Genomic DNA, 27,000 nt, shown 5'->3' with positions numbered 1-27,000 from the left:
TCAATTTTTCAATTATTTTTATGTAACTAAAAGTGAGCTGTCAGCCAGATGAACTGACAGCCCGATATAAAAACGAAAACAACTAACCGCTTATGACTTCCATTAATTTCGAGTAACTCGTTACAACATCATATTTGACGTTTTCACTCGTTATCTCTGCATTAATTTTTTCAAAGAATTTCCTAGCACATTCAATCTTGCGATCTTCTATGCCACGCAATTCAAGCGAAGACATCGTTCCTTTAGTCTCTGCAATAAAGTAAATGTGTTTAACACTTCCTTCTTTGAAAGAAATCGCCCAATCAGGGTTGTAGTCGCCAACAGGCGTCGGTATCAGAAAACCACGAGGCAGTTTTGCATAAACCACGACTTCTTTGCTTGTATCAAGCTCGGTAACAAAGTCCCGTTCAATGCCTTGTGAATCAACGACAACATAATCATAAATATGCTTATTAACGCCACTAACGGCTTTTGTCATATCAGTGATTTTTTGCTCTGCCGTGAATATATCAACATCATAAGATTCGTTCGTTGGATCATATGATAGCTTCTCGATGATCACAGATGCCTTTTGCTCTTTCACAAGGCGTGAAGCCTCAGCGAGAAAATGCTCAGGGTTCTGCTTAAATTGTGCAAATACTACAGGTTCTATACCCATCAGTATTTCGGCGACTGTTTTGCGAGTCAGCACACAATTTTCAGCCAACTTACCAACCAAGTCATAACGAACAGCAGAATGAATGCTCGATTGATGAGTTTCAGTCTCAGTGTTTTTCACCTTGAAACTTTGTCCAGCTTTGAGTTGTTCGTCGGTAATGCCATCCAATTGAACACCATCTTGAATCGTGTACTGAAGAGGCGTTACCTTAAGCTCTTTATTGAGTACCCGAATACAATTTTTAATCAACTCAGACGAATCAAAATCAACCTTATAAACCGCTTTGCGATTGATTTTGTGCCAAAGCTCCTGAAACTCTTTCTTATCAAAATTAGCATTCAACGGATTGTTTTTAGGTTTACGATCATCACCAACACCTGGCAATTGCGCTTCACTATAAACACCGTCAATCAGGGTCAATATTTGCTCGCGGTAAGGCTCTAACTCAGCAGGCATTGGCGCTAACTGTCCACTAGCCTTAGCCTGGTGGAATGATGGCGCAATTGAATCGTCAACGTCATTGGTATAATCATTTTTAAGCAAATACTTATAAATTTGCTTAGCCATGACAGGTGTTACTTCTACAGGTCCATCAGCTGTTGTAATTGTCTTACCCGTAAAATAAGCTTCATCTGCTTTTCTAGGTCTCGCTGAGAGAGACTCGCTGATCTCTTTTTGCAGATTCGTGACAAAGTCTTTATAGCTTTCACTTGCAATCACCGACAAAACATTAATTTCATGCACAGTTGCCGGATGGTCTTGTCTGTCACCATGTTTATTGACGGCCAGACGTAAACCACGCCCAACTTCTTGACGACGAGAGATAGTGTTGTCGCTGTGTTTTAACATACACATGACAAATACGTTTGGATTATCCCACCCCTCGCGCAAGGCCGAATGTGAAAAGATAAACCGAGTAGGCTCTTCAAACGAAAGTAACTTTTCCTTATCTTTTAGAATCAAATCATAAGCATCTACATCGTCTGATAGCCCGGCATCTTCACCACGGACTTTAAAGCCGGGGTTCTGAAGACGATTTGATTTCTTATCAATTGAGAAGTAACCATTATGCGTTCTGGAGCCTTCAATGGCCGATAGATAGGCTTTATAGGCATCAGTCTGCTCACTCGGTAAAAGAGTCAACTCATCAAGATATTCCTGTACAAGCAAGGAGTACTCTTCTTCAAAAACGCGAGCATAATCACCTTTTTCATCGGCTTGAGAGTAGTCCCTATACTTTGCGACTTCGTCAATAAAAAAGAGAGAGAGAACCTTTATACCCTGGTTAAAAAGTGTTTTTTCTTTTTCAAGGTGCGCTTTAATTGTCTCGCGGATCTGTATTCGGCGAATGGTCTCTTCGGTCACGTCTCCCGTCGCATCGCCCGTGGTTAAAACATGGCCATTTTTGAATTCAACCGTGTCGTTAATCGCGTTGACATCAGTAACCACAAAGTCACGGTACTGGTCCAGACCATTGCTAAGATCAAAAAGATTATCGCCCTTAGTAACCTTCTTGGGTATGCGTTTAATACCATTTTGTTGTTTAACTTCGATCTCAATGCGAGCCACTGGCATTTTTTTCGAGATCTCGATGGATTCCAAATATAGATAGGCTGTCGTTCCCGCCAAGCCTTTTACTGAAATACCACGAACGGCAATTTTCTTAACCAGCTTATTGTTATAAGCGTCAAGCGCATCCAGGCGATGCACTTTATTATGTGTTGTCTTATGCGTGGCCGAATATCGAAGTACCATCAGTGGTTTGAATTTGGCTAAGGCATCTAATGTCTTCTTGCCTTCCATCTTTTGTGGCTCATCCAAAATCAGGATTGGACGGTTTGCACTAATAACATCAATAGGACGCCTAGACTGAAAGTCATCCAACTCTTCATAAATACGTCTATTGTCTTTTCCTGAAGCATTAAAGGCTTGAATATTAATGACCATCACATTGATGCCACTGTCAGAAGAAAAACTCTCTAACTGGTGCAATTGTTTCGAGTTATAGATAAAGAACCGGGCCTTTTTACCGTCGTAATTCTGAGCAAAATGCTCACCTGTGATTTGCAGCGACTTGTAAACACCTTCACGAATGGCGATGCTAGGCACAACGATAATAAATTTGCTCCAGCCATAGCGCTTATTCATCTCAAAGATGGTTTTGATGTAGCAATATGTCTTACCAGTACCGGTTTCCATTTCAACATCGAGATTAATCTTAGCGCTAGCATTGCTGACTAACGCTTCTGAAACAGGGAGGTTCTGTCTACTTTGAACACCATGAATATTTTGCAATAACTGCGATTCAGTGATCGCGAGTTCTGCATTTTTAAAACCGTCTTGGTCGCTCATATCCCAACCAGCATTGCCAAACTTATCCTTGGCAACGCCAGGGTCGATTCGGTAGGTAACGCCGGATGTGTTAGGTTGCCCCGCAAAGCAGTCAACAACCGACTCTACGGCAACAGTTTGATAAGGTTGGACTTTGAACTTAAGTTTCATTGCGCACCTCCATGTACGCAACACTTCGGGCACACCTTGTCTGCGACAAGGCTGTGTGCAAATTTTAATCCGGTAAAATTTGTCATGATCCCTCCTTATATCGCTTTAACTTCAGTATGTGGCGACACTTGCTTGAAAATCTGCTCAGCATTGATTTTTACTGCATCAGACTCAAAGCCGTCATCACGGAACACTACGCGAAGTGGCTCTTTTGTGGCTAACTCTTTAATCAAAGCTTCATTTATGCGCAGATCAAAACAGGCCACCAGTGCATCATCATCGACAAAGAATACCGATTTACCTTGAATCGTTTCTTTTCTAATTGGCAAGGTTAAATCGACGCCCCAATCAAGTAGAACCTGGAAAAGTAAATCTTCATCAGTGCGGTCTGCTTTAATATTATCTACCAATAAGTCTAACGAACCCTGAGTAACTTGATCTGGAGAGTAGTACACATCCGCCATGTTGGAGGTATCTACTTTGAGAACTCGGAATCCAATATCGAAATCTTCGGTATACTTTTGCCCCGAAAGTCGAATACGTTCTTTTGCAATTTCACTAATTGTTTGTGGTAGGCCTTTATTTTTCAAATAATTGATAGCGTTCTGCGTGACTTTCTTAGCAGAACCTTTAGCCGTTTTTAACATTTCTTTCAGATCTTCTGGAAGCTGCACTAGGATACACGAACAATTACTGCCAGTTTCTTTATTGAGTTCAAAAACAGCATGTATCGTCGATGCAGAACCTGCAAAGAAATCAAGGACTATATCTTTTTCTGATACACCAATTGCTTTAAATAAATCTTTTAATAAAATTTCATCTTTAGGGTTTGTAAAAACTTTATCACCGAAAAGGGTTTGCAGCCTTTTAGAAGCGCTGCGACCATCAACGAAGCGCATGCTCGTAAGGCTCTGATATTCAGTATCTTTTAGATACGTTTTATTGTTTGGAACAGTTTTATGATCCTTTCCAAAGTGCACTCGATTATCAGCTATTCTTTCAATTAACGTTGATTCTGGATAGCGCCATCCTGTAGAAGGCATTTTGCATGGTTTGTTAGTCACAGGATGGATGACGTCATAAACATACTGACCATCGTTTGGGCCTGAAATATTATCTGGGAAATATACACCGCGCTCGTCCATCCAGCTATAATGTTTACTTGATGAAATTGGATTGGATGCAGGGAAACTCCTATACCATTCAAGCGCATCTGCATGTATTGCATCCCAGTCATTGCCATGTTTGCGTTTAAAACCATCAAACGCTTGATAAATTTGGTCTAGGCCTTCTTTTTTCTCAACCCAATCCCCCTTATTGTTTTGCTTTGATTTAACAAATATAACAAGGTATTCGTGTTGTATTGAGACATATTTCTGGTCATTTTTACTACTATTTTTCCAGACTATTTCGCCACAAAAGTTTTCATCGCCAAATATAAGACCACCTAATTTCACTATGTTGCTGTGTTCATTCTCATCAATTGAGATAATCACAGCTCCTTCATCACTTAGTAGATTACGAGCCAATTTCAAACGTGAGTACATCATGCTTAGCCAATCCGAGTGAAATCTGCCATTAGCTTCTGTATTCGCTACTAATTTATTACCATCACTATCTTTCTGGTTGGACTTTATTAAGAAGCTCTCTGCATTTTCAGAAAAATCGTCTTCATATATAAAGTCATTACCGGTGTTATAAGGTGGATCAATATATATTAATTTGACTTTTCCAATATATGCCTCTTGTAGCAGTTTCAATGCATCAAGGTTATCGCCTTCAATAAAGAGGTTTTTAGTGGTGTCAAAATTGACACTTTCTTCTCGACAAGGTCTTAAGGTTTTGGCAATAGGTGCATTCGCTGTTAGTAGTGCTTCTCGCTTACCGGGCCAGTTCAGCTGATAGCGCTCTTGCGGGCCTTCAACGATTGAATTTGATAGCTCTTGTTTAAGTTGGTCAAAATCAATGACTAACTTTAGCTCTCCGTTAGCTCCTCTTGATTCCGTCACACAGTTCGGAAACAACGCCTGAATTTTCTCTATGTTTTGCTGCGTCATGTCGGGGCTGTGCATCTTTAATTTGTCCATGTGTTCACCTTTTGCGTGATGCCTTGCATAAAAAGCATGTGGCACTATTTAACTGATTGAAATTGTTTATTCTTTATGCGAGTAACTCTTGAAGCTCGCACCTTAAATTCTTTAACTGCTTATTGAGCTCAACCTTGCGGTTAAACTGTTTCTCGGCATGAACCTTCTTCTTATATTGCGAGATTTGCTTTTCCAATGCCTGAATTGCCTCCAGGCGTTGAATAGCCTCTTCTATACTCTCAGCGGCTCGTTGGGGTATGGGTAACAAGCGAGTAAGAAGCTTTTGATACAGCTCCGCCATATCGATAGCGGTAGGCAAACCCAAAACTTCTGAAGTCACTGCTAATGAATCACTTGAATAGAAGGTTTCTGAACGTAAATAGCGGCTACAAAACCATTTTGACTGATCATTTTCTGCCTTACGCTTATAGCAAGCAACGTAGTGGCCTTGCTCACCGCGAGCTTCCCATACCTCAAATAGAATGGGAAAAGGTATCGCCAAATCAATGGCTTTTAGTACGCTGTCGTCTATCGAGTCACCTTTAAGCTTCACACTGAAAACCTGTATTTCACTGACCTCACTGGTTTGAGGAATATTCAGCGTGCTAGGCGATAGCTTGTAAGCCCAAAGGATTTGCTCTACTTGCTCTACAAAAAGTGACTTCAACCCAGTGCTTGCCGCGCTGTGCTCATATATTTTGTTCTTAGGCACGACTCGACCGAACTTTGCGTTGTCAGGAAATATCCAAGGTGAGTTCATAAACTAGCTAACCTCATCCTGAGCACTATTTTCCATCAGGTGCTTTTGCTGGATCACAATAAATGCCAGCAATTCAAAGTCATCAAGCCCGGCAAATGTATTCACTAAAGCTGAGGTAGCGCCACCATTGAACAAACTATCAATATCTTTTTCTTCCTTAACTTCAACCATGCTTTTTATGGCATCTGTTAGAAGGTGAGAGTAACACTGCATATCTCGACCGTCTTGCGTTAAGCGATTAAATAAAGCACAAATCTCACTGAGCGGTGCTGTTTGACCTTTACAGCTACTTCGGATTAAATCTAATAGTCTCTTTACCTCAAAATGATTAGCGACGATGTCCCCTTCATTCGATACATAGACAAGGTAATAAGGGTGGAGCCTGTTTTGCAGATCTCTATCGATACTGTTATTAACGTTTTTCAGCGCAAACACCACGCCAGGCAATAACCCTAATTCTGGCTTAGCCTCAACCACCGCATGCATGCCGCTTGGTGCATTTCTTGGTTCGCCGTAGAGTTTCATTAGATTTAGCAGGTCCATTCGAAATTCGTTTAGACCTAGATCGGTGATAGAAACCCCCGTTTTTAAATCTTCAAGCTCGATGACTTCTTCTTGTAGTTTCTTTAACTGCTCTTTACGGTACGACACATCATTCGCTTGACAACTTAGAACGTTGTCATCACCGGTCGCTGTTACGTCAACAATCGTCATTCGACTTTCAACACGTTCTTTTAAGTTGATGTACTCATCCAGCGATATATCAGGCCAGTAGTTAACTAACTGAATACATTTATTCGCCGAGCCAATACGGTCAACACGCCCAAAGCGCTGAACAATCCGAACTGGATTCCAATGAATATCAAAGTTAATTAAGTAATCGCAATCCTGTAAGTTCTGCCCTTCAGAGATACAGTCTGTAGCAATCAACAAATCGATTTCAGCGGGTTCGTCAGGTAATACACTGGCTTTCGATTTGGAAACTGGAGAAAACAAGGTGAGCACTTCTTGTGTGTCGTAACCTTTTCGTCCGGTTTTTAAGGTGGTCTTAGGTAAACTGGCACCACCAGTGATCATCGCAGTATGGATTCTATGCTCGCTTAACATCACAGGTGACAACTGCTCGTACAGATACTGAGCGGTGTCAGCAAACGCCGTGAACACGATGATTTTCCGGTTTCCAGGATTTATCGGATTATTTATTTTTGCAGCAATATGTGATTTCAGATGCTGCAACTTAGCATCTTCTTCTGGCTTAATTTTGCTAACAGAATCTAGTAACCCTTTGATCAGCTCCAAATCGCCATCTAAATCCTGCTGCCAGGATGGAAGATCCATATCCATTAGCTTAATTTTGATTTTGTTACCGATTTCCATATCGTGATAAGAAGGCATATCGTCTTCATCTGCTTCAATAGACTCTAGCGCTTCAACGAGACTGCTCACTTCGGTTTGCCCGTCTCGCTTATAGAATTCGTCGATAATACCTAGAACACGAACATGGTTATCATGGAGAGATTGCAAGGTGCTTCTGAACGAGTATACGGAGCTCTCAAGACGCTTTAGGAGGTTCGTTGTCATCAATGCAACCAAACTTTTTTCACGGTCGCTTTGCTTTAACTTACCTTTTCCGCCTTCAACTTCCGTGTCATACATCTCCTCATATTTCTTCAATCTACTCGGGAGGATATAACTCACTGGCGCATAAACAGATAGTTTGAGTAGCTTAAGCTGTTCAAAGATCTCATTCAGGCTAACTACATCCGAACGAGTAGTAAGCGGACAATGAAACGAGATTGGCTTGTTACGTTCAGGGAAATGGCCAATATCTGTTGTGTCGTAGAATGTTGTGATGTGCTTTCGTGAGCGAGCGATAGTGACGCTATCAAGCAGTTCAAAAAAGTCGAAATCTAAGGCATCGAGTATGGCTTTAGCTGTTCGCGTCTCTGGGTCGAGTTTGGACCAAGCGTTAAATGCGGCTTGTGCTTGGTTGAAGATCTGTTCTACGCTTTTTGTGGTTTTAAGATGCTTTGTGAGATTGCTCGACTCGCCTTCATAAGCTAACGCAAGCTGGTTTCTCAGGTCAGTAAATCTATTATTCACTGGTGTCGCTGATAGCATCAGGACTTTGGTTTTCACGCCAGCCCGAATAACTTTATTCATCAGTTTCTGATATCGGGTTTCTCGATCTTTCACTGCATCGTTATTTCTAAAGTTATGCGACTCATCAATGACGACCAAGTCATAGTTACCCCAGTTTATTCTATTCAACGGAGTACCGAAGGATTCGCCAGAGATTCGGCTCAAATCTGTGTGACACAAAACATCGTAACTAAAACGGTCTTTAGCAAAGATATTTGTCTTTAAGTTTCGATTAAAGTTGAGCCAGTTATCTGCCAATTTTTTCGGACACAGTAGAAGTACGGACTTGTTCCTGAGCTCGTAATACTTGATGACAGCTAACGCTGTAAATGTTTTACCAAGACCAACACTATCAGCCAGAATGCAGCCGTTATAGGTCTCTAACTTATTGATAATCCCAGTCGCGGCATCTTTTTGGTAGTTGAATAACTTGTTCCAAATCAAGGTGTCCTGATAGCCGGTTCGATCATTTGGTAATACATCCTCTGTAATATCATCAAGGAACTCATTAAAAATGTTATACAAAATAATGAAATAGACTTTCTCAGGCGAGTTTTCCTGGTAGACAGACTCTATATGCTCGCAAATTGTTTTAGTAACATCTTGAAGCTTCGCAGGGTCTTTCCAAATTTGGTCGAATAACTGTAAGTACTGGGCTGTGAAATTTGGCTCATCGATTTTTTGCACAAAATTCGAAATAGCATTTCCTCGCTGATACCCTAGATCAACCGCCGTAAACCCGCTAACCGGAGCAAAAACTGCACTCATTGTCTCTGTTTGCTGTCTAGGTGCTTCCGTCACAACAAACGACTGCATTGGAGAATCAGTTTTGTTTGATTTGAATGTCGCTTTCTTTCTGATCCAGTTTGCACACTCTTTGGCGATCGCCTTTTGAGTGAGCTTGTTCTTTAACTGTATTTCAAAGTCAGTTCCGTAAAGGCTGCGTTCACGCCCTGCTTTGGGAATAAAGAACTCTCGTTTTTCTTTTTTGAATTTATCGGTAACTTCATCTGCGACAAAAGTAGGTGATGTGAAGATGAACTCAAGTGAGTCTATCTTCGCTAACTCCTTTTTGAGAGCCTCATACGCATAAATAGAAAAGCAAGACGCAGCAATCTTTAACTTTGTATTCGGTGTCAGCGTCTGTTGAAGCTCGTCACCTAATAGGTTGTTAAGGTTATCGATTATTTTCATCAAAATTTATTCCCTGCGCCAAGTTCGTTTTTGTGCATTAGTTACCAAGTTCTTTTTCAATCCCTGGAGCTAGCATGATGTTTTTAACTCCATAAAGTGTTGCTCTGTTCTTTAAGTACAATTGAGCTCCACCATCTTGGAGTGTGGCGTTGGTAGAACAATCCACATTCCATTGTCTGAGTAAGTAGCCTGCCGAGGCCGCTCTAATCTCAACCTTTAGAGCGCCCCCCGTCATGCCATAGTCTAGCTCAATCGCTTCGCTGTGCTCAATACGAGGATGCGGCACTAACTCTAGCTCTACAAAGCGATTCCATTGCCGGTCTTGGGGTTCGAGTGAAGTGGCACACTGAATTTGGCCACCTGAACAGAGGTGATATGCTCACCTCAGAACAACACAGGTGCTCCAATGAAAAAAAGAAATTTCAGCGCAGAGTTTAAACGCGAATCCGCTCAACTGGTTGTTGACCAGAACTACACGGTGGCAGATGCCGCCAAAGCTATGGATGTTGGCCTTTCCACAATGACAAGATGGGTCAAACAACTGCGTGATGAGCGTCAGGGCAAAACACCAAAAGCCTCTCCGATAACACCAGAACAAATCGAAATACGTGAGCTGAGGAAAAAGCTACAACGCATTGAAATGGAGAATGAAATATTAAAAAAGGCTACTGTAGATTCAATCTGTCAATGCAACACCCCTTTCAATTATCTCTTTCGGTGTTTTGAACTTCAGTGTCTTTCTCGGTCTGTTGTTTAGCTGAGCAGCAACCAGATCTAGTTCATGTTGAGTATATTGGGCAAGACATGTCTTTTTAGGAAAGTACTGCCGAATTAGCCCATTTGTGTTCTCATTTGTTCCCCGCTGCCAAGGACTCTGAGGATCGCAGAAGTAAACTTTAACGCCGGTGCTGACAGTAAATTCTAGATGTCTGGCCAGTTCCATTCCTCTGTCCCATGTCAGTGATTTTCTGAGTTCTGACGGTAAACTCAGGAATTTGTCGGTAAGAGCCTGATTTACTGAGACAGAATCTTTGCCCCTGAGTCTAAGGATGATCGTATAACGTGATTTTCGGTCTACAAGTGTGGCTATATGAGAGTTTTTTGTACCTGAGACTAAATCGCCCTCCCAATGCCCCAGAGAGCGTCTGTTATCGATATTTCGGGAACGTTCGTGAATTGGTGTTCCGTTCACTATGTTAATCGTACCTCTTTCGCCTTTGCGGGTATGACGCCTGCCATGGCGAAGGCTATGCGACCGTCGCAGATGCTGTATATTCAGGTGGTGTAGCGCTTCACGGCTACGAAAGTACAGCGTTTTATAAATTGTCTCAGGTGATATTCGCAGCGTTTTTTGACGTGGTTTTGTTCGCCTTAACCATCCTGATATTTGCTCTGGAGACCATTTCATCTCCAGCTTTTCCAGAACAAGGTAAGCGTAAACCGACCGCCGTATGTAGCCATTAGACAAGAATTGGTAACTTAGACGCCCATCTGACACAGACGGACATCTAAGTATGGAATTACAGGACTGGCGAAAAGAACCTCGTAAAAAGTATTCGAATGAATTCAAACTTCGTATGGTTGAACTGGCATCACAACCCGGTGCTTGTGTGGCCCAGATTGCTCGAGAAAATGGCGTCAATGATAATGTTATTTTCAAATGGCTCAGACTTTGGCAAAACGAAGGGCGTATATCGCGGCGTCTTCCGGTAACAACCTCTTCTGACACTGGCGTTGAATTATTACCTGTGGAGATAACGCCGGATGAGCCGCAAGAACCGGTGGCTGCTCTTACTCCGTCTTTATCCACCCAGACTACTGTCAGTGCCAGCTCCTGCAAGGTGGAGTTCCGTCACGGTAACATGACGCTGGAAAATCCTTCACCAGATCTGCTCACAGTGTTGCTCCGTGAACTGAGCGGGAGGGGACAATGATCTCACTCCCGTCAGGTACCCGCATCTGGCTGGGTGCCGGCATTACCGATATGCGTAAATCCTTCAACGGATACGACATATGCTGAAGGAGGAGCAGTAATGGATTAAGTGATAACAAATGCCCAGAAATAGAGGTTTAAATCCTGCTTAGTTAGTACATAAAAACTATTTTGATGAAAATTATTATATGTCACCTCGGATTTTAATCAGGCGCCCAGATTAAATCAAGTATTGAGCGCCTGATTATGTTCATTCATTAATATCTGTCATTGATTGTCTTATTATCAGTTACCCCCGTCTTAATCAGAGTTTTCATTTATTTTTAATGCATAATCAGATGCCGCCTCATCATTATCCTCAGTATTATCATAGCCGAAAACTTCTCCCGGGCACGGGCGTTCACGATAATAGTCATCGTTATAGTTTTCATCGTCAGATAATGATATGTCGTATTCTGAATATGATTCACCACAATTATACATAAAATCATCTCCTTTGGGATTGTTACAATAATTAGTGAGTTTATTCGAAAAAATAATGAGCGCCAGACCAATCCACCCGACTTTTGATTATAATCATGAAGATACCTGTCTCAGTACAAATAGAATCAAACTCAATACAGCATGATTCACCTTTATATTCTCTCAGGGAAACCAAATACCACTATTCAACTATTAAGAATAAAATTCTGGAGGTGCGATTATCTGAAGATACCTGCATCCTAAATAATTTCAGACAGATATTATCTCCGTGAATCCCCCGCCACCTTTCCGGTGCGCGGGGTTTTGTCTTTTTTCACCGGGAATACATATATGAATCCGTCTGATGCCATTGAGGCAATTGAAAAACCGCTCTCCTCCCTGCCTTATTCGCTTTCCCGTCACATCCTGGAACATCTGCGTAAACTCACCAGCCACGAACCCGTGATTGGCATTATGGGGAAAAGCGGGGCCGGTAAATCTTCACTCTGTAATGCGCTGTTTCAGGGGGAGGTCACCCCGGTCAGTGATGTTCACGCCGGCACCCGGGAAGTGCGGCGCTTCCGTCTGAGTGGCCACGGTCACAGCATGATTATCACTGACCTGCCCGGGGTGGGCGAGAGCCGGGACAGGGATGCAGAGTATGAAGCCCTGTACCGTAACATTCTGCCTGAACTTGACCTGGTACTGTGGCTGATTAAAGCCGATGACCGTGCCCTGTCTGTGGATGAGTATTTCTGGCGACACATCCTGCACCGGGGACATCAGCAGGTGCTGTTTGTGGTGACACAGGCCGACAAAACCGAACCCTGCCATGAATGGGATATGGCCGGCATTCAGCCTTCTCCCGCACAGGCACAGAACATTCGCGAAAAAACGGAGGTGGTATTCCGTCTGTTCCGGCCCGTACATCCTGTTGTTGCCGTATCGGCCCGCACCGGCTGGGAACTGGATACGCTGGTCAGTGCGCTCATGACAGCGCTTCCCGACCATGCCGCCAGTCCCCTGATGACCCGCCTGCAGGACGAACTGCGCACGGAATCTGTCCGGTCTCAGGCCCGTGAACAGTTTACCGGTGCGGTGGACCGGATATTTGACACGGCGGAGAGCGTCTGTATTGCCTCTGTTGCACGCACGGTTCTGCGTGCCGTCCGTGACTCGGTGGTCTCTGTTGCCCGCGCTGTATGGAACTGGATTTTCTTCTGAACAGTCTGCCAGGGGAAATACCCGATTACATTGCGTTAACCAACTGAAAACATGACACAAACACCTCATACCCCTCCTGTTTCTCTTGCGTGACTGCTTTGCTGTTAATAGAATAAAACGATCGATAAAATAGGTATCGATCGTTGCTATCGATCGTTTATAGTGGTTAATGGTCTGCGAAAAGGCAGCTGAATCTCTTCATCATGCAGAACGGAATTGCACACAACGGACTGATACTTCTCTGGCGGATGAGAGAGGGGAAGCATTTATGTCCGGGAAAAACCACTTTATCTGACCATGCTGTTTTGTACCTGCCGGTATCCACTTTTGTGGGTACCGGCTTTTTTATTCACCCTCTGTAAGGAAAAGCTGATGAAACGACATCTGAACACCAGCTACAGGCTGGTATGGAATCACATTACGGGCACCCTGGTGGTGGCTTCCGAACTGGCCCGCTCACGGGGGAAACGTACTGGCGTGGCGCTGGCGCTGTCTCTTGCCACCGCCACTTCAGTCCCGGCACTGGCTGCTGACACGGTTGTACAGGCTGGAGAAACCGTGAGCGGCGGAACACTGACAAATCACGACAACCAGATTGTCTTCGGTACGGCCAACGGAATGACCATCAGTACCGGGCTGGAACTGGGGCCGGACAGTGAAGAAAACACCGGTGGGCAATGGATACAGAATGGCGGGATAGCCGGAAACACCACTGTCACCACAAATGGTCGTCAGGTCGTGCTGGAGGGGGGAACAGCCAGTGATACGGTTATTCGTGACGGCGGGGGACAGAGCCTGAACGGGCTGGCGGTGAACACCACGCTGAATAACAGAGGCGAGCAGTGGGTTCATGAGGGCGGGGTTGCCACCGGTACAATTATCAACCGCGACGGTTACCAGAGCGTTAAAAGTGGCGGGCTGGCAACAGGAACCATCATCAACACCGGCGCAGAAGGCGGCCCGGATTCTGACAACTCGTACACGGGGCAGAAGGTCCAGGGAACAGCAGAATCCACCACCATCAACAAAAATGGACGGCAGATTATCTTATTTTCCGGGATAGCCCGTGACACTCTCATTTACGCAGGTGGTGACCAGTCGGTACACGGAAGGGCCCTGAATACCACACTGAATGGCGGTTACCAGTATGTGCACAAGGACGGACTTGCGCTGAACACGGTAATTAACGAGGGGGGCTGGCAGGTTGTTAAGGCAGGTGGTGCTGTTGGTAACACCACCATAAATCAGAACGGTGAACTGAGGGTACATGCCGGCGGGGAAGCCACTGCAGTCACCCAGAACACGGGCGGTGCACTGGTTACCAGTACTGCTGCAACTGTCACCGGCACAAACTGCCTGGGGCATTTCTCCGTGGGAAATGGCATGGCAGATAACGTCGTTCTGGAAAATGGCGGTCGTCTGGATGTACTGGAGAACCATTCAGCACAGAATACCCTGGTGGATGACGGCGGTACCCTGGCAGTGTCTGCCGGTGGTAAGGCGACAGGTGTCACCATGACATCCGGTGGTGCCCTGATTGCAGACAGTGGTGCCACTGTTGAGGGGACCAATGCCAGCGGTAAGTTCAGTATTGATGGCATATCCGGTCAGGCCAGCGGCCTGCTACTGGAAAATGGCGGCAGCTTTACGGTTAATGCCGGGGGACAGGCCGGTAACACCACTGTCGGATATCGTGGAACACTGACGCTGGCTGCCGGGGGAAGTCTGAGTGGCAGAACACAGCTCAGTAAAGGCGCCAGCATGGTACTGAATGGTGATGTGGTCAGTACCGGCGATATTGTTAACGCAGGGGAGATTTACTTTGATAATCAGACAACACCGGACGCCGTACTGAGCCGTGCTGTTGCAAAAGGCAACGCCCCGGTAACGTTCCATAAACTGACAACCAGTAACCTCACCGGTCAGGGTGGCACCATCAATATGCGTGTTCGCCTTGATGGCAGCAATACCTCTGACCAGCTGGTGATTAATGGTGGTCAGGCAACCGGCAAAACCTGGCTTGCGTTTACAAATGTCGGAAACAGTAACCTCGGGGTGGCAACCTCCGGACAGGGTATCCGGGTTGTGGATGCACAGAATGGCGCCACCACAGAAGAAGGTGCGTTTGCCCTGAGTCGCCCGCTTCAGGCCGGCGCCTTTAACTACACCCTGAACCGTGACAGCGATGAAGACTGGTACCTGCGCAGTGAAAATGCTTATCGTGCTGAAGTCCCCCTGTATACATCCATGCTGACACAGGCAATGGACTATGACCGGATTCTGGCAGGCTCCCGCAGCCATCAGACCGGTGTAAACGGTGAAAATAACAGCGTCCGTCTCAGCATTCAGGGCGGTCATCTCGGGCACGATAACAACGGTGGTATTGCCCGTGGGGCCACGCCGGAAAGCAGCGGCAGCTATGGCTTCGTCCGTCTGGAGGGTGACCTGCTCAGAACAGAGGTGGCCGGTATGTCTCTGACGACAGGGGTATATGGTGCTGCAGGCCATTCTTCCGTTGATGTTAAGGATGATGACGGCTCCCGCGCCGGCACGGTCCGGGATGATGCCGGCAGTCTGGGCGGATATCTGAATCTGGTACACACGTCCTCCGGCCTGTGGGCTGACATTGTGGCACAGGGAACCTGCCACAGCATGAAAGCGTCATCGGACAATAACGACTTCCGCGCCCGGGGCTGGGGCTGGCTGGGCTCACTGGAAACCGGTCTGCCCTTCAGTATCACTGACAACCTGATGCTGGAGCCACAACTGCAGTACACCTGGCAGGGACTCTCCCTGGATGACGGCCAGGATAACGCCGGTTATGTGAAGTTCGGGCATGGCAGTGCACAACATGTGCGTGCCGGTTTCCGTCTGGGCAGCCACAACGATATGACCTTTGGCGAAGGCACCTCATCCCGTGACACTCTGCGCGACAGTGCAAAGCACCGTGTGAGTGAACTGCCGGTGAACTGGTGGGTACAGCCTTCTGTTATCCGCACTTTCAGCTCCCGGGGTGACATGAGCATGGGTACAGCCGCCGCCGGCAGTAACATGACGTTCTCACCGTCCCAGAATGGCACGTCACTGGACCTGCAGGCCGGACTGGAAGCCCGTGTCCGGGAAAATATCACCCTGGGCGTTCAGGCCGGTTATGCCCACAGCGTCAGCGGCAGCAGCGCTGAAGGTTATAACGGTCAGGCCACGCTGAATGTGACTTTCTGATAATCAGGTCACTCCCCTTCAGGCCCCGGTCATCATGACCGGGGCTTTTTACTTTCAGGGAGCAACAGATATGCCGGGTTGTACATCACGTTTATTGCCGAAGGCCCTTTCTCACGCGAACAGGCGGTTGCCGTCACAACAGCTTACCGCAATGTGTTTACTGAAGATGACCAGGGAACGCATTTCCGGCTGGTTATCCGTAATGCTGAAGGGCAGCTACGCTGGCGGTGCTGGAATTTTGAATCCGATGCCGGCAAACAACTTAATACGCGGCTCGCCAGTGAAGGGCTTCTCAGACAATAAACGTCATTCATTTCCCCCATCAGGCCGCGTCTTCTCCGGGAGACGCGGCTTTTTCATTTATACCGCTAACTCATTCATAAGGAATAAATCATGCGATTAGCCAGTCGTTTTGGTTATGCGAACCAGATACGCCGTGACCGCCCCTTAACTCGTGAAGAACTGATGCAGGTCGTCCCCAGCGTATTCGGGGAAGATAAGCACACATCCAGAAGCGAGAACTATACCTGGATCCCCACCATCACCGTGCTGGAAAGCCTGCAGCGGGAAGGTTTTCAGCCCTTCTTTGCCTGCCAGACCCGCGTACGTGACCCGGGCCGCCGGGGATACACAAAACACATGCTGCGCCTGCGGCGGGCCGGACAGATAACCGGTCAGCATGTGCCTGAAATTATTCTGCTCAACTCCCATGACGGTTCATCCAGCTACCAGATGTTACCCGGATATTTCCGTGCCATTTGTACCAATGGCCTGGTCTGCGGTCAGTCTCTGGGGGAAGTGCGTGTTCCACACCGGGGAAATGTGGTGGAGAAAGTTATCGAAGGGGCTTACGAAGTGGTGGGGGTTTTTGACCGGATTGAGGAAAAGCGTGATGCCATGCAGTCGCTGGTCCTGCCGCCACCGGCACGCCAGGCGCTGGCACAGGCGGCACTGACTTACCGTTATGGTGACGAACATCAGCCCGTCACCACCGCCGACATTCTGACGCCACGACGCCGGGAGGATTACGGTAAGGACCTGTGGAGTACTTATCAGACCATCCAGGAGAATATGCTGAAAGGCGGGATTTCCGGTCGCAGTGCCAGAGGAAAACGTATCCACACCCGTGCCATTCACAGCATTGATACCGATATTAAGCTCAACCGCGCATTGTGGGTAATGGCAGAAACGCTGCTGGAGAGTATGCGCTGATGCAGCCTGTCTCTGAAGGCGTGATTCAGGTACCAGAATCACCCGACGCCCCGGAGGCGCTGCTGGGGTGTCGTTCCATTTCTGATGATGACCTGTGCGCCTGGTGTACCCGTCTGCTTTACCGTCCCGGAGAACTCAGTCTGTGCAGACTGAGTACAGACAATGGCATCTGGCCATCCGTCTGTGACCGGAACGGTTACGCGTACGGCTGTCCGGAATTTCAGACGAATATCATTCATCCCTGATATTGCCGGGTCTCACGGTCAGTGATGAACGTGATGTTGCCAGCTCCCGACCTTTACTCCCTCTCATTTATTCACATTACAAGGATTTCATACATGAAAACATTGTCTCAGAACACCACCTCTTCGGCCTGTGCACCGGAGACTGGCCTGCAACAACTGGTTGCCACCATAGTCCCTGATGAACAGCGCATCAGCTTCTGGCCGCAGCATTTTGGCCTCATTCCACAGTGGGTGACCCTGGAGCCCCGTGTCTTCGGCTGGATGGACCGTCTGTGCGAAGACTACTGCGGTGGTATCTGGAATCTGTACACCCTGAACAACGGCGGGGCATTTATAGCACCCGAACCGGATGACGATGATGACGAAACATGGGTACTGTTCAATGCCATGAACGGTAACCGCGCTGAAATGAGTCCGGAAGCTGCCGGCATTGCTGCCTGTCTGATGACGTACAGTCATCATGCCTGTCGTACGGAGTGTTATGCCATGACGGTCCATTATTACCGGCTGCGGGATTACGCCCTGCAGCATCCGGAATGCAGCGCCATTATGCGCATCATCGACTGAATGGAGAGAAGTACAATGCAACAGCTTTCCTTTCTGCCCGGAGAGATGACGCCCGGCGAGCTCAGCCTCATTCAACGGGCCCTGAAAACCCTGGACCGCCATCTTCATGAACCCGGCGTGGCCTTCACCTCCACCCGTGCGGCACGAGAATGGCTGATTCTGAACATGGCGGGACTGGAGCGTGAAGAGTTCCGGGTGCTGTATCTGAACAACCAGAATCAGCTGATTGCCGGTGAAACCCTCTTCACCGGCACCATCAACCGCACGGAAGTCCATCCCCGGGAAGTGATTAAACGCGCCCTGTATCACAATGCCGCTGCTGTGGTGCTGGCACACAATCACCCGTCCGGTGAAGTCACACCCAGCAAGGCAGACCGCCTTATCACGGAACGTCTGGTACAGGCACTGGGCCTGGTGGATATCCGGGTGCCGGACCATCTGATAGTCGGTGGCAGCCAGGTTTTCTCCTTTGCCGAACATGGTCTGCTTTAACCCGTCACAACCACATCACACCTGTTTTCACTTTTATCTTCTGTCTTCAGAGGTATCCCACTATGAAAATCATCACCCGTGGCGAAGCCATGCGTATTCACCGTCAGCATCCGGCATCCCGTCTTTTTCCGTTCTGTACCGGCAAATACCGCTGGCACGGCAGTGCTGAAGCGTATACCGGTCGTGAAGTGCAGGATATTCCCGGTGTGCTGGCCGTGTTTGCAGAACGCCGTAAGGACAGTTTTGGTCCGTATGTCCGGCTGATGAGCGTCACCCTGAACTGAATCAGAAAGGGGATTCTGATGAGCAGCATTATCACCACCACTGTGTATACGCTGGATGAACTTTCCTGCCCTGCTGCACGGGAAAAAGCCCGCGACTGGTACCGTCAGCATCATGCTGACAGCAACTGGTATGAAAACGTGTATGAAGACTTCAGGGAGGTCTGTAACATTTTCGGGATTAGCCTCCGCCAGCGCGTTTTCCGGCTCAGCAACGGCAGGTTTATGGAAGAGCCGTGCATCTGGTTCAGCGGATTCTGCAGCCAGGGGGACGGAGCCTGTTTTGAAGGACGCTGGCACTGGCAGTCAGCAACAGCCAGGAGAATCCGGGAGTATGCCCCACAGGACCGTGAACTTCATCGTATCGCGGATGCCCTGCAGTCGGTACAGAAGCGTAACTTCTGGCAGTTACAGGCTGAAATCAGTCACCGGGGACGTTACTGCCATCCGTACAGCATGGATATCACCGTCACCCGGAACAGTCCGACTGGTCAGATAATGACAACCGATGCGGAAGCCGCAGTCAGCGAAGCCCTGCGCGACCTGGCCTTCTGGTTGTACCGTCAACTGGAAAACGAGTACGACTGGCTGACCTCAGACGCCGCTGTGGATGAGGCCCTGCTCATCAACGAATACACCTTCACCGAAGCCGGTCTGCGCGCCGGCTGACTCGTCATCGTTAAACTATCATTCACCGATTTTCTGTAAGGATTTTATCGTGTCAGACACGCTCCATGAAACAAATTATCCCGACGACAACAACGACCGCCCCTGGTGGGGGCTACCCTGCACCGTGACGCCCTGTTTCGGGGCACGTCTGGTGCAGGAAGACAACCAGTTGCATTACCTTGCCGACCGTGCCGGTATCAGAGGCCGGTTCAGCGACGCGGATGCGTACCACCTGGACCAAGCCCTTCCGCTGCTGATGAAACAACTGGAACTCATGCTCACCAGCGGTGAACTGAATCCCCGCCATCAGCATACCGTCACGCTGTATGCAAAAGGGCTGACCTGCGAAGCCGACACCCTCGGCAGTTGTGGCTACGTTTATATGGCTGTTTATCCGACGCCCGAAACGAAAAAGTAAATAATCAGAATAACCTTCTGCTCCGGCCAGGTGCTTTCACCACACCACTTTCCCATTTCTCATCTCTGCATATCAGGAAAATCTTCAGTATGAAAACATTACCTGTATTACCCGGGCAGGCGGCCGGTTCACGCCCGTCTCCGGTTGAAATCTGGCAGACACTGCTCACCCGACTGCTGGACCAGCATTACGGCCTCACGCTGAATGACACACCGTTCGCCGATGAACGTGTGATTGAGCAGCATATTGAAGCTGGCATTTCACTGTGTGATGCGGTGAACTTTCTCGTTGAAAAATACGCGCTGGTACGTACCGACCAGCCGGGATTCAGCACCTGTACCCACTCTCAGTTAATAAACAGCATCGATATCCTCCGGGCCCGCCGGGCGACAGGCCTGATGACCCGCGACAATTACAGAACGGTAAATGGCATTACCCAGGGGAAGCATCCGGAGGCGAAACAATGAAACTGGCCCTGACGCTGGAGGCAGACAGCGTTAACGTGCAGGCACTGAACATGGGGCGCATTGTCGTTGACGTCGATGGTATTAAGCTCGCTGAACTGATTAACAAAGTCGCTGAAAACGGTTATTCACTCCGCGTGGTGGATGAACGTGACGCTACCGAAACACCGGCAACTTCTGCCAGCCCTCATCAGTTGCCGGAAGACAATACAGTGATACAGAGCGTGATGCCATTAACCACTGAAACAGCGCTGGATATCCTCATTGCGTGGCTGCAGGACAATATCGACTGTGAGTCCGGAATTATTTTCGACAACGATGAGGATAAAACGGATTCGGCAGCACTGCTGCCCTGTATTGAACAGGCCAGGGAGGATATCCGTACCCTGCGCCAACTGCAGCTTCTGCACCAGAACCGGTGAATATCACTCACCAGACTTCATTCTCCTGACGCCAGCCTTAACAGAGCTGGCGTTTTCATTTATCTGCAAAAAGGAATATCGATTATGTCTGAAATCACAGCCCCCCGTCCGGAAGTGGTCAACGGGCATACGGACGTTATCTGCTCAACCAGTATCCGCCACATTCTGGCTGTACGAAAGAGTACGCTGCTGCAAATCGACACACTTACCCGGCAACTGGCAGAAATCTCAGCAATGACAGAAAGTATTGGCGGTAAAACCGCACTGGACTGGGCGATGAAACAGGATTTTCGCTGCGGTTGCTGGCTGATGGAAAAACCTGAAACGGCAATGAAAGCCATCACCCGCAATCTCGATCGCGAAATCTGGCGTGACCTGATGCAACGTTCCGGGATGCTGTCATTAATGGATGCGCAGGCCCGTGAGACATGGTACCGGTCACTGGAGTACGATAATTTTCCGGAAATCAGTGAAGCGAACATTCTGAGCACATTTGAACAACTGCACCAGAACAAAGATGAAGTGTTTGAGCGAGGGGTGATCAACGTCTTCAGGGGATTGAGCTGGAATTACAAAAACAATTGCCCCTGTAAATTTGGCAGTAAAATTATCGTCAACAATCTGGTGAGGTGGGACAGATGGGGATTTCATCTGAACAACGGCCCACAGGCCGATCGACTTGCCGACCTGGAAAGAATGCTGCATCTGTTCAGCGGCAAACCGATCCCCGACAACCGGGAAAACATCACTATTCGTCTGGATGATCACATCCAGTCTGTTCAGGGTAAAGAGGACTATGAAGATGAGATGTTCAGCATCAGATACTTTAAGAAGGGCTCCGCGCATATCACGTTCAGAAAACCAGAACTGGTTGATCGGCTAAATGACATCGTTGCGAAGCATTATCCGGGGCAACTATCAGCCATCTGAGTCAGATGGAGAAAAAGCTTACCTGACCCATTACCTGACCCAATTCAAAGGCAAAAGAAAAAGGGTTAGCTGATTTATTAGCTAACCCTTTGTTGTATATGGTGGCCCCTGTTGGGTTTGAACCAACGACCAAGCGATTATGAGTCGCCTGCTCTAACCACTGAGCTAAGGGGCCATGGTAGCGGATTATAAAGTAACTCCGTGTCGCAATCCAGCCATTACCGCGCGGCTGCTGTTTTTATAAACAATGTGTTTTCAATTCGTTATACTTCCTGCGGGTTGTGTTGTTCAGGAGTTAATATGGTTGACGATATTCTTGCTCCAGGATTGCGTGTGGTGTTTTGTGGCATCAATCCGGGTCTTTCTTCCGCGGAGTCTGGTTTTCCGTTTGCCCATCCGGCGAATCGCTTCTGGAAGGTGATTTATCAGGCCGGGTTTACCGACCGTCAGTTGAAGCCGCAGGAAGCGCAGCATCTGCTGGATTATCGTTGTGGCGTCACCAAACTGGTTGACAGGCCAACGGTGCAGGCTAATGAAGTGTCAAAGCAGGAATTGCACGCAGGTGGGCGCAAGCTAATTGAAAAAATTGAGAATTATCAGCCGCAGGCGTTGGCGATTCTGGGTAAGCAGGCGTATGAACAGGGATTCAGTCAGCGAGGCGTGCAGTGGGGGAAACAAACGCTGACCATTGGTTCGACGCAGATTTGGGTATTGCCGAATCCCAGCGGTTTAAGTCGAGTTTCTCTGGAGAAACTGGTTGAGGCATATCGGGAGTTGGATCAGGCACTGGTAGTGCGTGGGCGATAAAAAACGCCACCAGAAAGGTGGCGTTAGAGTAGCAAGACGAGTGCCGGATATGACGTGAACGTGTTATCCGGCCTACAGATTAATCGTCCAGGAAGCTACGCAGCACTTCAGAACGGCTCGGGTGACGCAGTTTGCGCAGCGCCTTCGCTTCGATCTGACGGATACGTTCACGGGTAACGTCGAACTGTTTACCCACTTCTTCCAGCGTGTGGTCGGTGTTCATGTCGATACCGAAACGCATACGCAGAACTTTCGCTTCACGCGCGGTCAGGCCAGCCAGCACGTCGTGCGTTGCCGCACGCAGGCTTTCGGTGGTCGCAGAATCCAGCGGTAGTTCGAGGGTGGTATCCTCGATGAAATCCCCCAGATGCGAATCTTCATCATCACCGATCGGCGTTTCCATGGAGATTGGCTCTTTGGCGATCTTCAGCACTTTACGGATCTTATCTTCCGGCATCAACATACGTTCAGCCAGTTCTTCCGGCGTCGGCTCGCGGCCCATCTCTTGCAGCATCTGGCGAGAAATACGGTTGAGCTTGTTGATAGTCTCAATCATATGCACCGGAATACGAATGGTGCGCGCCTGATCCGCGATAGAGCGGGTGATCGCCTGACGGATCCACCAGGTTGCGTAGGTGGAGAACTTATAACCACGACGGTATTCGAACTTATCAACCGCTTTCATCAGACCGATGTTGCCTTCCTGAATCAGATCGAGGAACTGCAAGCCACGGTTGGTATATTTCTTGGCGATAGAAATAACCAGACGTAAGTTCGCTTCAACCATCTCTTTCTTCGCACGGCGGGCTTTCGCTTCACCGATGGACATACGGCGGTTGATGTCTTTAACCTGCTCAATGGTCAGGCCGGTTTCTTCTTCAATTTGCTGCAGTTTCTGCAGGGCGCGATGCACTTCTTCAGAGACATCGTGCAGTTTTTCCGACCACGGTTTGTTCATCGCAATCGCTGCATTGAACCAGGTATCGCTGGTTTCGTTGCCGGTAAACAGGGTGATGAAGTTTTTCTTCGGCATTTTGCACTGCTCAACGCAGAGCTTCATGATCAGACGTTCTTGTGTACGAACGCGATCCATCATGACGCGCATGCTGTTGACCAGGTAGTCAAACTGCTTCGGCACCAGGCGGAACTGTTTGAACACTTCAGACAGTTTCAGGATCTCTTCCTGAGCGGCTGCGTGACTGCGGCCTTTCGCTTTGATGGTGTCGCGCGTTACAACATACTGGGCACGCAGTTCAGCAAATTTTTCGCGAGCCAGTTCCGGGTCGATGCTGTTGTCATCGTCGGCGCTGTCGTCGTCGGCATCTTCTTCGTCTTCATCTTCGTCATCGTCCAGATCTTCCTGAGAAAGCTCTGAACCGACGTGAGTGGCGGTTGGTGCCAGTTCTTCTTCTGCGTTCGGATCGACAAAGCCGGTGATCAGATCGGACAGACGTGCTTCTTCCGCTTCAACGCGATCGTACTGTTCCAGCAGATAGGTAATCGCTTCTGGATATTCAGCAACGGAGCATTGAACCTGGTTGATCCCGTCTTCGATGCGTTTAGCGATGTCAATTTCGCCTTCGCGGGTCAACAGTTCAACGGTGCCCATTTCACGCATGTACATGCGTACCGGGTCAGTCGTGCGCCCGATTTCAGATTCCACGCTGGAAAGCACCTGTGCGGCGGCTTCGGCAGCATCTTCGTCTGCTGTGTTTTCAGCCAGCATCAGATCATCGGCATCCGGCGCTTCTTCCATCACCTGAATGCCCATGTCATTGATCATTTGGATGATGTCTTCGATCTGATCGGAATCGACGATATCTTCCGGCAGATGGTCATTGACCTCGGCATAGGTCAGATAGCCTTGCTCCTTACCACGGGTGACAAGAAGTTTTAGCTGTGACTGCGGGTTTTGCTCCATAAGACGGTATCCACACTTATTTCATGAGGTTGGTGTTGGGCGATTGACCGGATATCATTCAGATATTAATGCTGAAATCCAACGGTTGTTTACCGCCAACGATAATTACGAGGGCGTACTTATATCATTGCCGCTGCCTCTCAGTGCGGCTGTCGGGGGCTTCCCGATCGCTATTCGGCACTTAAGCCGTTAAATCACTTTTTCGCCAGCTCCTGGTTTAATGTCCAGAGTTCCAGGCGTTCTTCATTACTTAAACCATGCGTGCGCTCACGAGCGATTAACTCTTCCTGGCGCAGTTCAAGCAACGAATCAAACATATGGTTGAGTGAGTCGGTGAAGGTTTGCTCAGCAATATTCTTATCTGCTATATCGTCCCACATCGACAGTTTTTCAAGGGTGGCAGCATTATTTGTGCCACGATAGTGCTCTAAAAGTTGCCCGGTGGTCAGACCTGGCTGAGAGAGACAAGTGTTGACCAGTTCTCTGAATAAGCCAAGTCCGGGGAGCTTATTTTGATCCAGATTTTCCAGCGGCGGGACTAACGTCGCTAATTCTGGATTTTGCACCAGCAACCCTATAAGTATACGCATGGTCGTGCGTTTTAGCTGCGGAACAGGACGAGAAACACCGTTCTCCGCTGCTTTCGGCATTAATCGTTCAAGCTGGCTGTCATCAAGTATGCCTAACTTGTTGCCTAATTCCTGACGAAGATAGATGCGCAATGTTTCTCCGGGCACCTGAGAAATCAGCGGCAGCGCCAACGTACTTAAACGCGCACGCCCGTCAGGTGTGCTCAGATCAACTTGCGGCATCAGGCTGTTAAACAGAAACGCAGAGAGCGGCATGGCCTGCTCCATACGCGCTTCAAACGCCTCTTTACCTTCTTTGCGTACCAGCGTGTCAGGGTCTTCGCCATCCGGTAAAAACATAAAGCGTAGCTGACGACCATCTGTCATATAGGGCAGCGCAGTTTCTAACGCTCGCCACGCGGCATCACGACCTGCGCGGTCGCCGTCATAACAGCAAATGACATTGTTGGTCGCGCGGAACAACAACTGAATGTGATCGGCAGTGGTCGATGTACCCAACGATGCAACGGCGTAATTAATACCGTATTGCGCCAGAGCAACCACGTCCATATAGCCTTCGACCACCAACAGACGCTGGGGTTCAGCGTTATCCTGCTGCGCTTCATAAAGACCGTAAAGCTGGCGGCCTTTATGGAAAATATCAGTTTCCGGCGAGTTCAGGTATTTTGGGGTATCGTTGCCCAGCACGCGCCCACCAAAACCAATCACCCGACCGCGTTTATCGCGAATGGGGAACATCACCCGCTCGCGGAAACGATCGTAACTGCGACCCTGATCGTTGGTTACCAACATGCCTGCATCAATCAATGACTGGCGATTTTCTGGATTGTCGCCAAACCGTTTCAGGACGTTGTCCCAGCCGGGGGGCGCAAAACCAATCGCAAAACGGGCGATTACCTCATGGCTTAATCCGCGTTTTTCCAGATACTGGCGCGCAGATGTAGCAACAGGTTGCTGTAAAGATTGTTGGTAAAACGTATTCAGACCGTCCATCAACTGATAAAGAGTTTGCCGTTGATGGCGCTCTATCTGGCTGGGGCCGCTGCCTGCTTCAAATGGCACTTCAAGATTGTGCATTGCCGCCAACTCTTCGACCGTTTCGACGAACTCGAGTTTGTCGTAGTTCATCAGAAAGTCGATCGCGTTGCCGTGCGCGCCACATCCAAAGCAGTGGTAAAACTGTTTCTCACCGTTGACGGTGAAGGACGGGGTTTTTTCGTTGTGGAATGGACAACACGCGTGAAAATTCTTGCCCTGCTTTTTTAGCTTCACACGAGCATCGATCAGATCGACGATGTCAGTGCGCGCCAGCAGATCATTAATGAATACGCGTGGGATTCGTCCAGCCATAGGCCCCGATTTTTAGCAATTCATAAACGAAAATAAGCCGCGCATTCCTTTCGGAAGCACGGCCTTACAACTACAACTCGGTCTGATCGGAGAGCAACGCTCTCGGGGAATTAGTACAGACGAGTACGGCGTGCGTTTTCGCGAGCCAGTTTCTTCGCGTGACGTTTCACTGCAGAAGCTTTAGCGCGCTTACGTTCGGTAGTCGGTTTTTCATAGAATTCACGACGACGAACTTCCGCCAGAACACCTGCTTTTTCGCAGGAACGCTTGAAGCGACGCAGAGCTACGTCGAACGGCTCGTTTTCACGTACTTTAATTACCGGCATGTGCCTCTCACCTTTGATTAATTCGGTTTGCCGCTGGCATCAACGCCAGCTTATTTCAAAATGGTGCGGAATTTTACTGCAATTGCTGCTGCTTTGTAAAGCACCGCGGCCTTTTTTGAAAG

Annotated in this window: 23 protein-coding genes, 1 tRNA gene and 4 pseudogenes; 18 read left to right on the top strand and 10 right to left on the bottom strand. The window is 48.2% G+C overall.

Annotated features, from left to right (window positions below):
• Positions 1-82: 82 nt before the first annotated feature.
• From C0K55_RS03455 to C0K55_RS03440, 4 genes are all read right to left on the bottom strand, one after another.
• Entirely contained in the window at positions 83-3,160 is a 3,078-nt protein-coding gene (locus C0K55_RS03455; RefSeq protein ID WP_023486404.1) for a type III restriction-modification system endonuclease, read from the bottom strand.
• A gap of 95 nt (positions 3,161-3,255) precedes the next feature.
• Positions 3,256-5,247: a site-specific DNA-methyltransferase gene (locus tag C0K55_RS03450; protein WP_023486403.1), complete on the bottom strand. Its 1,992-nt coding sequence runs from the start codon at positions 5,245-5,247 to the stop codon at positions 3,256-3,258.
• A 73-nt stretch (positions 5,248-5,320) separates the two neighbouring features.
• A complete protein-coding gene (locus C0K55_RS03445; protein WP_069722841.1) occupies positions 5,321-6,007 on the bottom strand; it encodes a DUF4391 domain-containing protein in 687 nt (228 codons plus the stop codon).
• A gap of 3 nt (positions 6,008-6,010) precedes the next feature.
• Entirely contained in the window at positions 6,011-9,343 is a 3,333-nt protein-coding gene (locus tag C0K55_RS03440; protein ID WP_040079666.1) for a helicase-related protein, read from the bottom strand.
• 406 nt (positions 9,344-9,749) lie between these two features.
• On the opposite strand from C0K55_RS03440, the pseudogene C0K55_RS03425 reads away from it, so the two are divergent.
• Positions 9,750-10,007 (top strand): annotated as a pseudogene (locus C0K55_RS03425) (IS3 family transposase); the annotation flags it as partial.
• 12 nt (positions 10,008-10,019) lie between these two features.
• On the opposite strand, the pseudogene C0K55_RS03420 reads toward C0K55_RS03425, so the two are convergent.
• Positions 10,020-10,772, bottom strand: a pseudogene (locus C0K55_RS03420) (IS30-like element IS30 family transposase); the annotation flags it as partial.
• Between the two features lie 85 nt (positions 10,773-10,857).
• Here C0K55_RS03420 and tnpA point away from each other — a divergent pair.
• Both tnpA and C0K55_RS26465 read left to right on the top strand, forming a co-directional pair.
• The gene (tnpA, locus tag C0K55_RS03415; protein ID WP_001685882.1) at positions 10,858-11,277 is read left to right on the top strand and encodes an IS66-like element accessory protein TnpA; all 420 of its coding nucleotides are present in this window, start codon (positions 10,858-10,860) and stop codon (positions 11,275-11,277) included.
• Positions 11,274-11,348, top strand: a pseudogene (locus tag C0K55_RS26465) (IS66 family insertion sequence element accessory protein TnpB); the annotation flags it as partial. The gene tnpA and the pseudogene C0K55_RS26465, both read left to right, overlap by 4 nt.
• A 228-nt stretch (positions 11,349-11,576) precedes the next feature.
• Here the strand turns inward: C0K55_RS26465 and C0K55_RS03405 are convergent.
• On the bottom strand, positions 11,577-11,759 hold the full coding sequence (locus C0K55_RS03405; RefSeq protein WP_000282126.1) for a hypothetical protein: 183 nt from the start codon (positions 11,757-11,759) through the stop codon (positions 11,577-11,579).
• Between the two features lie 330 nt (positions 11,760-12,089).
• Between C0K55_RS03405 and C0K55_RS03400 the strand changes: the two genes are divergently transcribed.
• The 14 genes and pseudogenes from C0K55_RS03400 to C0K55_RS03335 all read left to right on the top strand — a co-directional run bounded on the left by C0K55_RS03400 (position 12,090) and on the right by C0K55_RS03335 (position 21,884).
• Positions 12,090-12,962 (top strand): GTPase family protein, encoded by an 873-nt coding sequence (locus C0K55_RS03400; RefSeq protein WP_069722842.1) that lies wholly within the window; start codon positions 12,090-12,092, stop codon positions 12,960-12,962.
• A 372-nt stretch (positions 12,963-13,334) separates the two neighbouring features.
• On the top strand, positions 13,335-16,184 hold the full coding sequence (gene cah, locus C0K55_RS03395) for a calcium-binding autotransporter Cah (protein ID WP_105283413.1): 2,850 nt from the start codon (positions 13,335-13,337) through the stop codon (positions 16,182-16,184).
• Positions 16,185-16,262: 78 nt separating this feature from the next.
• Positions 16,263-16,487 carry a DUF905 family protein gene (locus tag C0K55_RS03390; RefSeq protein WP_069723091.1) on the top strand — a complete coding sequence of 75 codons (225 nt, stop codon included), beginning with the start codon at positions 16,263-16,265 and terminating at the stop codon, positions 16,485-16,487.
• 90 nt (positions 16,488-16,577) lie between these two features.
• The gene (locus tag C0K55_RS03385) at positions 16,578-17,396 is read left to right on the top strand and encodes a DUF932 domain-containing protein (protein ID WP_069723090.1); all 819 of its coding nucleotides are present in this window, start codon (positions 16,578-16,580) and stop codon (positions 17,394-17,396) included.
• Positions 17,396-17,641, top strand: a complete 246-nt coding sequence (locus C0K55_RS03380) for an antirestriction protein (RefSeq protein WP_069723089.1) — start codon at positions 17,396-17,398, stop codon at positions 17,639-17,641. The genes C0K55_RS03385 and C0K55_RS03380 overlap by 1 nt, the downstream gene beginning before the upstream one ends.
• A 93-nt stretch (positions 17,642-17,734) precedes the next feature.
• On the top strand, positions 17,735-18,208 hold the full coding sequence (locus C0K55_RS03375; protein ID WP_023352287.1) for an antirestriction protein: 474 nt from the start codon (positions 17,735-17,737) through the stop codon (positions 18,206-18,208).
• A 15-nt stretch (positions 18,209-18,223) separates the two neighbouring features.
• Positions 18,224-18,700, top strand: a complete 477-nt coding sequence (locus tag C0K55_RS03370; protein ID WP_069723088.1) for a JAB domain-containing protein — start codon at positions 18,224-18,226, stop codon at positions 18,698-18,700.
• Between the two features lie 62 nt (positions 18,701-18,762).
• Entirely contained in the window at positions 18,763-18,984 is a 222-nt protein-coding gene (locus C0K55_RS03365; protein WP_000692345.1) for a DUF987 domain-containing protein, read from the top strand.
• Between the two features lie 18 nt (positions 18,985-19,002).
• A complete protein-coding gene (locus C0K55_RS03360; RefSeq protein ID WP_069723087.1) occupies positions 19,003-19,650 on the top strand; it encodes an antitoxin of toxin-antitoxin stability system in 648 nt (215 codons plus the stop codon).
• A gap of 49 nt (positions 19,651-19,699) precedes the next feature.
• The gene (locus C0K55_RS03355) at positions 19,700-20,068 is read left to right on the top strand and encodes a type IV toxin-antitoxin system YeeU family antitoxin (protein ID WP_047928872.1); all 369 of its coding nucleotides are present in this window, start codon (positions 19,700-19,702) and stop codon (positions 20,066-20,068) included.
• Between the two features lie 89 nt (positions 20,069-20,157).
• Positions 20,158-20,535, top strand: a complete 378-nt coding sequence (locus tag C0K55_RS03350) for a TA system toxin CbtA family protein (protein WP_047928871.1) — start codon at positions 20,158-20,160, stop codon at positions 20,533-20,535.
• Positions 20,532-20,708 (top strand): annotated as a pseudogene (locus C0K55_RS03345) (DUF5983 family protein); the annotation flags it as partial. The gene C0K55_RS03350 and the pseudogene C0K55_RS03345, both read left to right, overlap by 4 nt.
• Positions 20,709-20,756: 48 nt before the next feature.
• A complete protein-coding gene (locus tag C0K55_RS03340; RefSeq protein ID WP_096093965.1) occupies positions 20,757-20,954 on the top strand; it encodes a DUF957 domain-containing protein in 198 nt (65 codons plus the stop codon).
• 84 nt (positions 20,955-21,038) lie between these two features.
• Positions 21,039-21,884, top strand: a complete 846-nt coding sequence (locus C0K55_RS03335; RefSeq protein ID WP_069723086.1) for a DUF4942 domain-containing protein — start codon at positions 21,039-21,041, stop codon at positions 21,882-21,884.
• Between the two features lie 99 nt (positions 21,885-21,983).
• On the opposite strand, the gene C0K55_RS03330 is transcribed toward C0K55_RS03335, so the two are convergent.
• Positions 21,984-22,059: transfer RNA gene (locus tag C0K55_RS03330), tRNA-Ile, on the bottom strand.
• Between the two features lie 125 nt (positions 22,060-22,184).
• On the opposite strand from C0K55_RS03330, the gene mug reads away from it, so the two are divergent.
• On the top strand, positions 22,185-22,691 hold the full coding sequence (mug, locus tag C0K55_RS03325; protein ID WP_000227305.1) for a G/U mismatch-specific DNA glycosylase: 507 nt from the start codon (positions 22,185-22,187) through the stop codon (positions 22,689-22,691).
• A gap of 79 nt (positions 22,692-22,770) precedes the next feature.
• Here mug and rpoD read toward each other — a convergent pair whose 3' ends face one another.
• The 3 genes from rpoD to rpsU form a co-directional block, all read right to left on the bottom strand.
• The gene (gene rpoD, locus C0K55_RS03320; RefSeq protein ID WP_000437384.1) at positions 22,771-24,612 is read right to left on the bottom strand and encodes an RNA polymerase sigma factor RpoD; all 1,842 of its coding nucleotides are present in this window, start codon (positions 24,610-24,612) and stop codon (positions 22,771-22,773) included.
• A 194-nt stretch (positions 24,613-24,806) separates the two neighbouring features.
• A complete protein-coding gene (dnaG, locus tag C0K55_RS03310) occupies positions 24,807-26,552 on the bottom strand; it encodes a DNA primase (RefSeq protein ID WP_000918813.1) in 1,746 nt (581 codons plus the stop codon).
• A gap of 110 nt (positions 26,553-26,662) precedes the next feature.
• Positions 26,663-26,878, bottom strand: coding sequence for a 30S ribosomal protein S21 (rpsU, locus tag C0K55_RS03305; RefSeq protein ID WP_001144069.1), 216 nt, complete (start codon positions 26,876-26,878; stop codon positions 26,663-26,665).
• Between the last annotated feature and the right edge of the window lie 122 nt (positions 26,879-27,000).

Source organism: Escherichia sp. MOD1-EC6098, from assembly GCF_002965865.1.
GTDB classification, from domain to species: domain Bacteria; phylum Pseudomonadota; class Gammaproteobacteria; order Enterobacterales; family Enterobacteriaceae; genus Escherichia; species Escherichia marmotae.
The sequence above is the reverse complement of the archived record's forward strand: the minus strand, read 5'-3'. Positions and strand labels throughout refer to the sequence as shown.

Bases quoted from the DNA above. Each gene is read 5' to 3' on its own strand.
- C0K55_RS03455 (WP_023486404.1), bottom strand. From the start codon at position 3,160: ATGAAACTTAAGTTCAAAGTCCAACCTTATCAAACTGTTGCCGTAGAG.
- C0K55_RS03450 (WP_023486403.1), bottom strand. From the start codon at position 5,247: ATGGACAAATTAAAGATGCACAGCCCCGACATGACGCAGCAAAACATA.
- C0K55_RS03445 (WP_069722841.1), bottom strand. From the start codon at position 6,007: ATGAACTCACCTTGGATATTTCCTGACAACGCAAAGTTCGGTCGAGTC.
- C0K55_RS03440 (WP_040079666.1), bottom strand. From the start codon at position 9,343: ATGAAAATAATCGATAACCTTAACAACCTATTAGGTGACGAGCTTCAA.
- tnpA (WP_001685882.1), top strand. From the start codon at position 10,858: ATGGAATTACAGGACTGGCGAAAAGAACCTCGTAAAAAGTATTCGAAT.
- C0K55_RS03405 (WP_000282126.1), bottom strand. From the start codon at position 11,759: ATGTATAATTGTGGTGAATCATATTCAGAATACGACATATCATTATCT.
- C0K55_RS03400 (WP_069722842.1), top strand. From the start codon at position 12,090: ATGAATCCGTCTGATGCCATTGAGGCAATTGAAAAACCGCTCTCCTCC.
- cah (WP_105283413.1), top strand. From the start codon at position 13,335: ATGAAACGACATCTGAACACCAGCTACAGGCTGGTATGGAATCACATT.
- C0K55_RS03385 (WP_069723090.1), top strand. From the start codon at position 16,578: ATGCGATTAGCCAGTCGTTTTGGTTATGCGAACCAGATACGCCGTGAC.
- C0K55_RS03380 (WP_069723089.1), top strand. From the start codon at position 17,396: ATGCAGCCTGTCTCTGAAGGCGTGATTCAGGTACCAGAATCACCCGAC.
- C0K55_RS03375 (WP_023352287.1), top strand. From the start codon at position 17,735: ATGAAAACATTGTCTCAGAACACCACCTCTTCGGCCTGTGCACCGGAG.
- C0K55_RS03370 (WP_069723088.1), top strand. From the start codon at position 18,224: ATGCAACAGCTTTCCTTTCTGCCCGGAGAGATGACGCCCGGCGAGCTC.
- C0K55_RS03365 (WP_000692345.1), top strand. From the start codon at position 18,763: ATGAAAATCATCACCCGTGGCGAAGCCATGCGTATTCACCGTCAGCAT.
- C0K55_RS03360 (WP_069723087.1), top strand. From the start codon at position 19,003: ATGAGCAGCATTATCACCACCACTGTGTATACGCTGGATGAACTTTCC.
- C0K55_RS03350 (WP_047928871.1), top strand. From the start codon at position 20,158: ATGAAAACATTACCTGTATTACCCGGGCAGGCGGCCGGTTCACGCCCG.
- C0K55_RS03335 (WP_069723086.1), top strand. From the start codon at position 21,039: ATGTCTGAAATCACAGCCCCCCGTCCGGAAGTGGTCAACGGGCATACG.
- mug (WP_000227305.1), top strand. From the start codon at position 22,185: ATGGTTGACGATATTCTTGCTCCAGGATTGCGTGTGGTGTTTTGTGGC.
- rpoD (WP_000437384.1), bottom strand. From the start codon at position 24,612: ATGGAGCAAAACCCGCAGTCACAGCTAAAACTTCTTGTCACCCGTGGT.
- dnaG (WP_000918813.1), bottom strand. From the start codon at position 26,552: ATGGCTGGACGAATCCCACGCGTATTCATTAATGATCTGCTGGCGCGC.
- rpsU (WP_001144069.1), bottom strand. From the start codon at position 26,878: ATGCCGGTAATTAAAGTACGTGAAAACGAGCCGTTCGACGTAGCTCTG.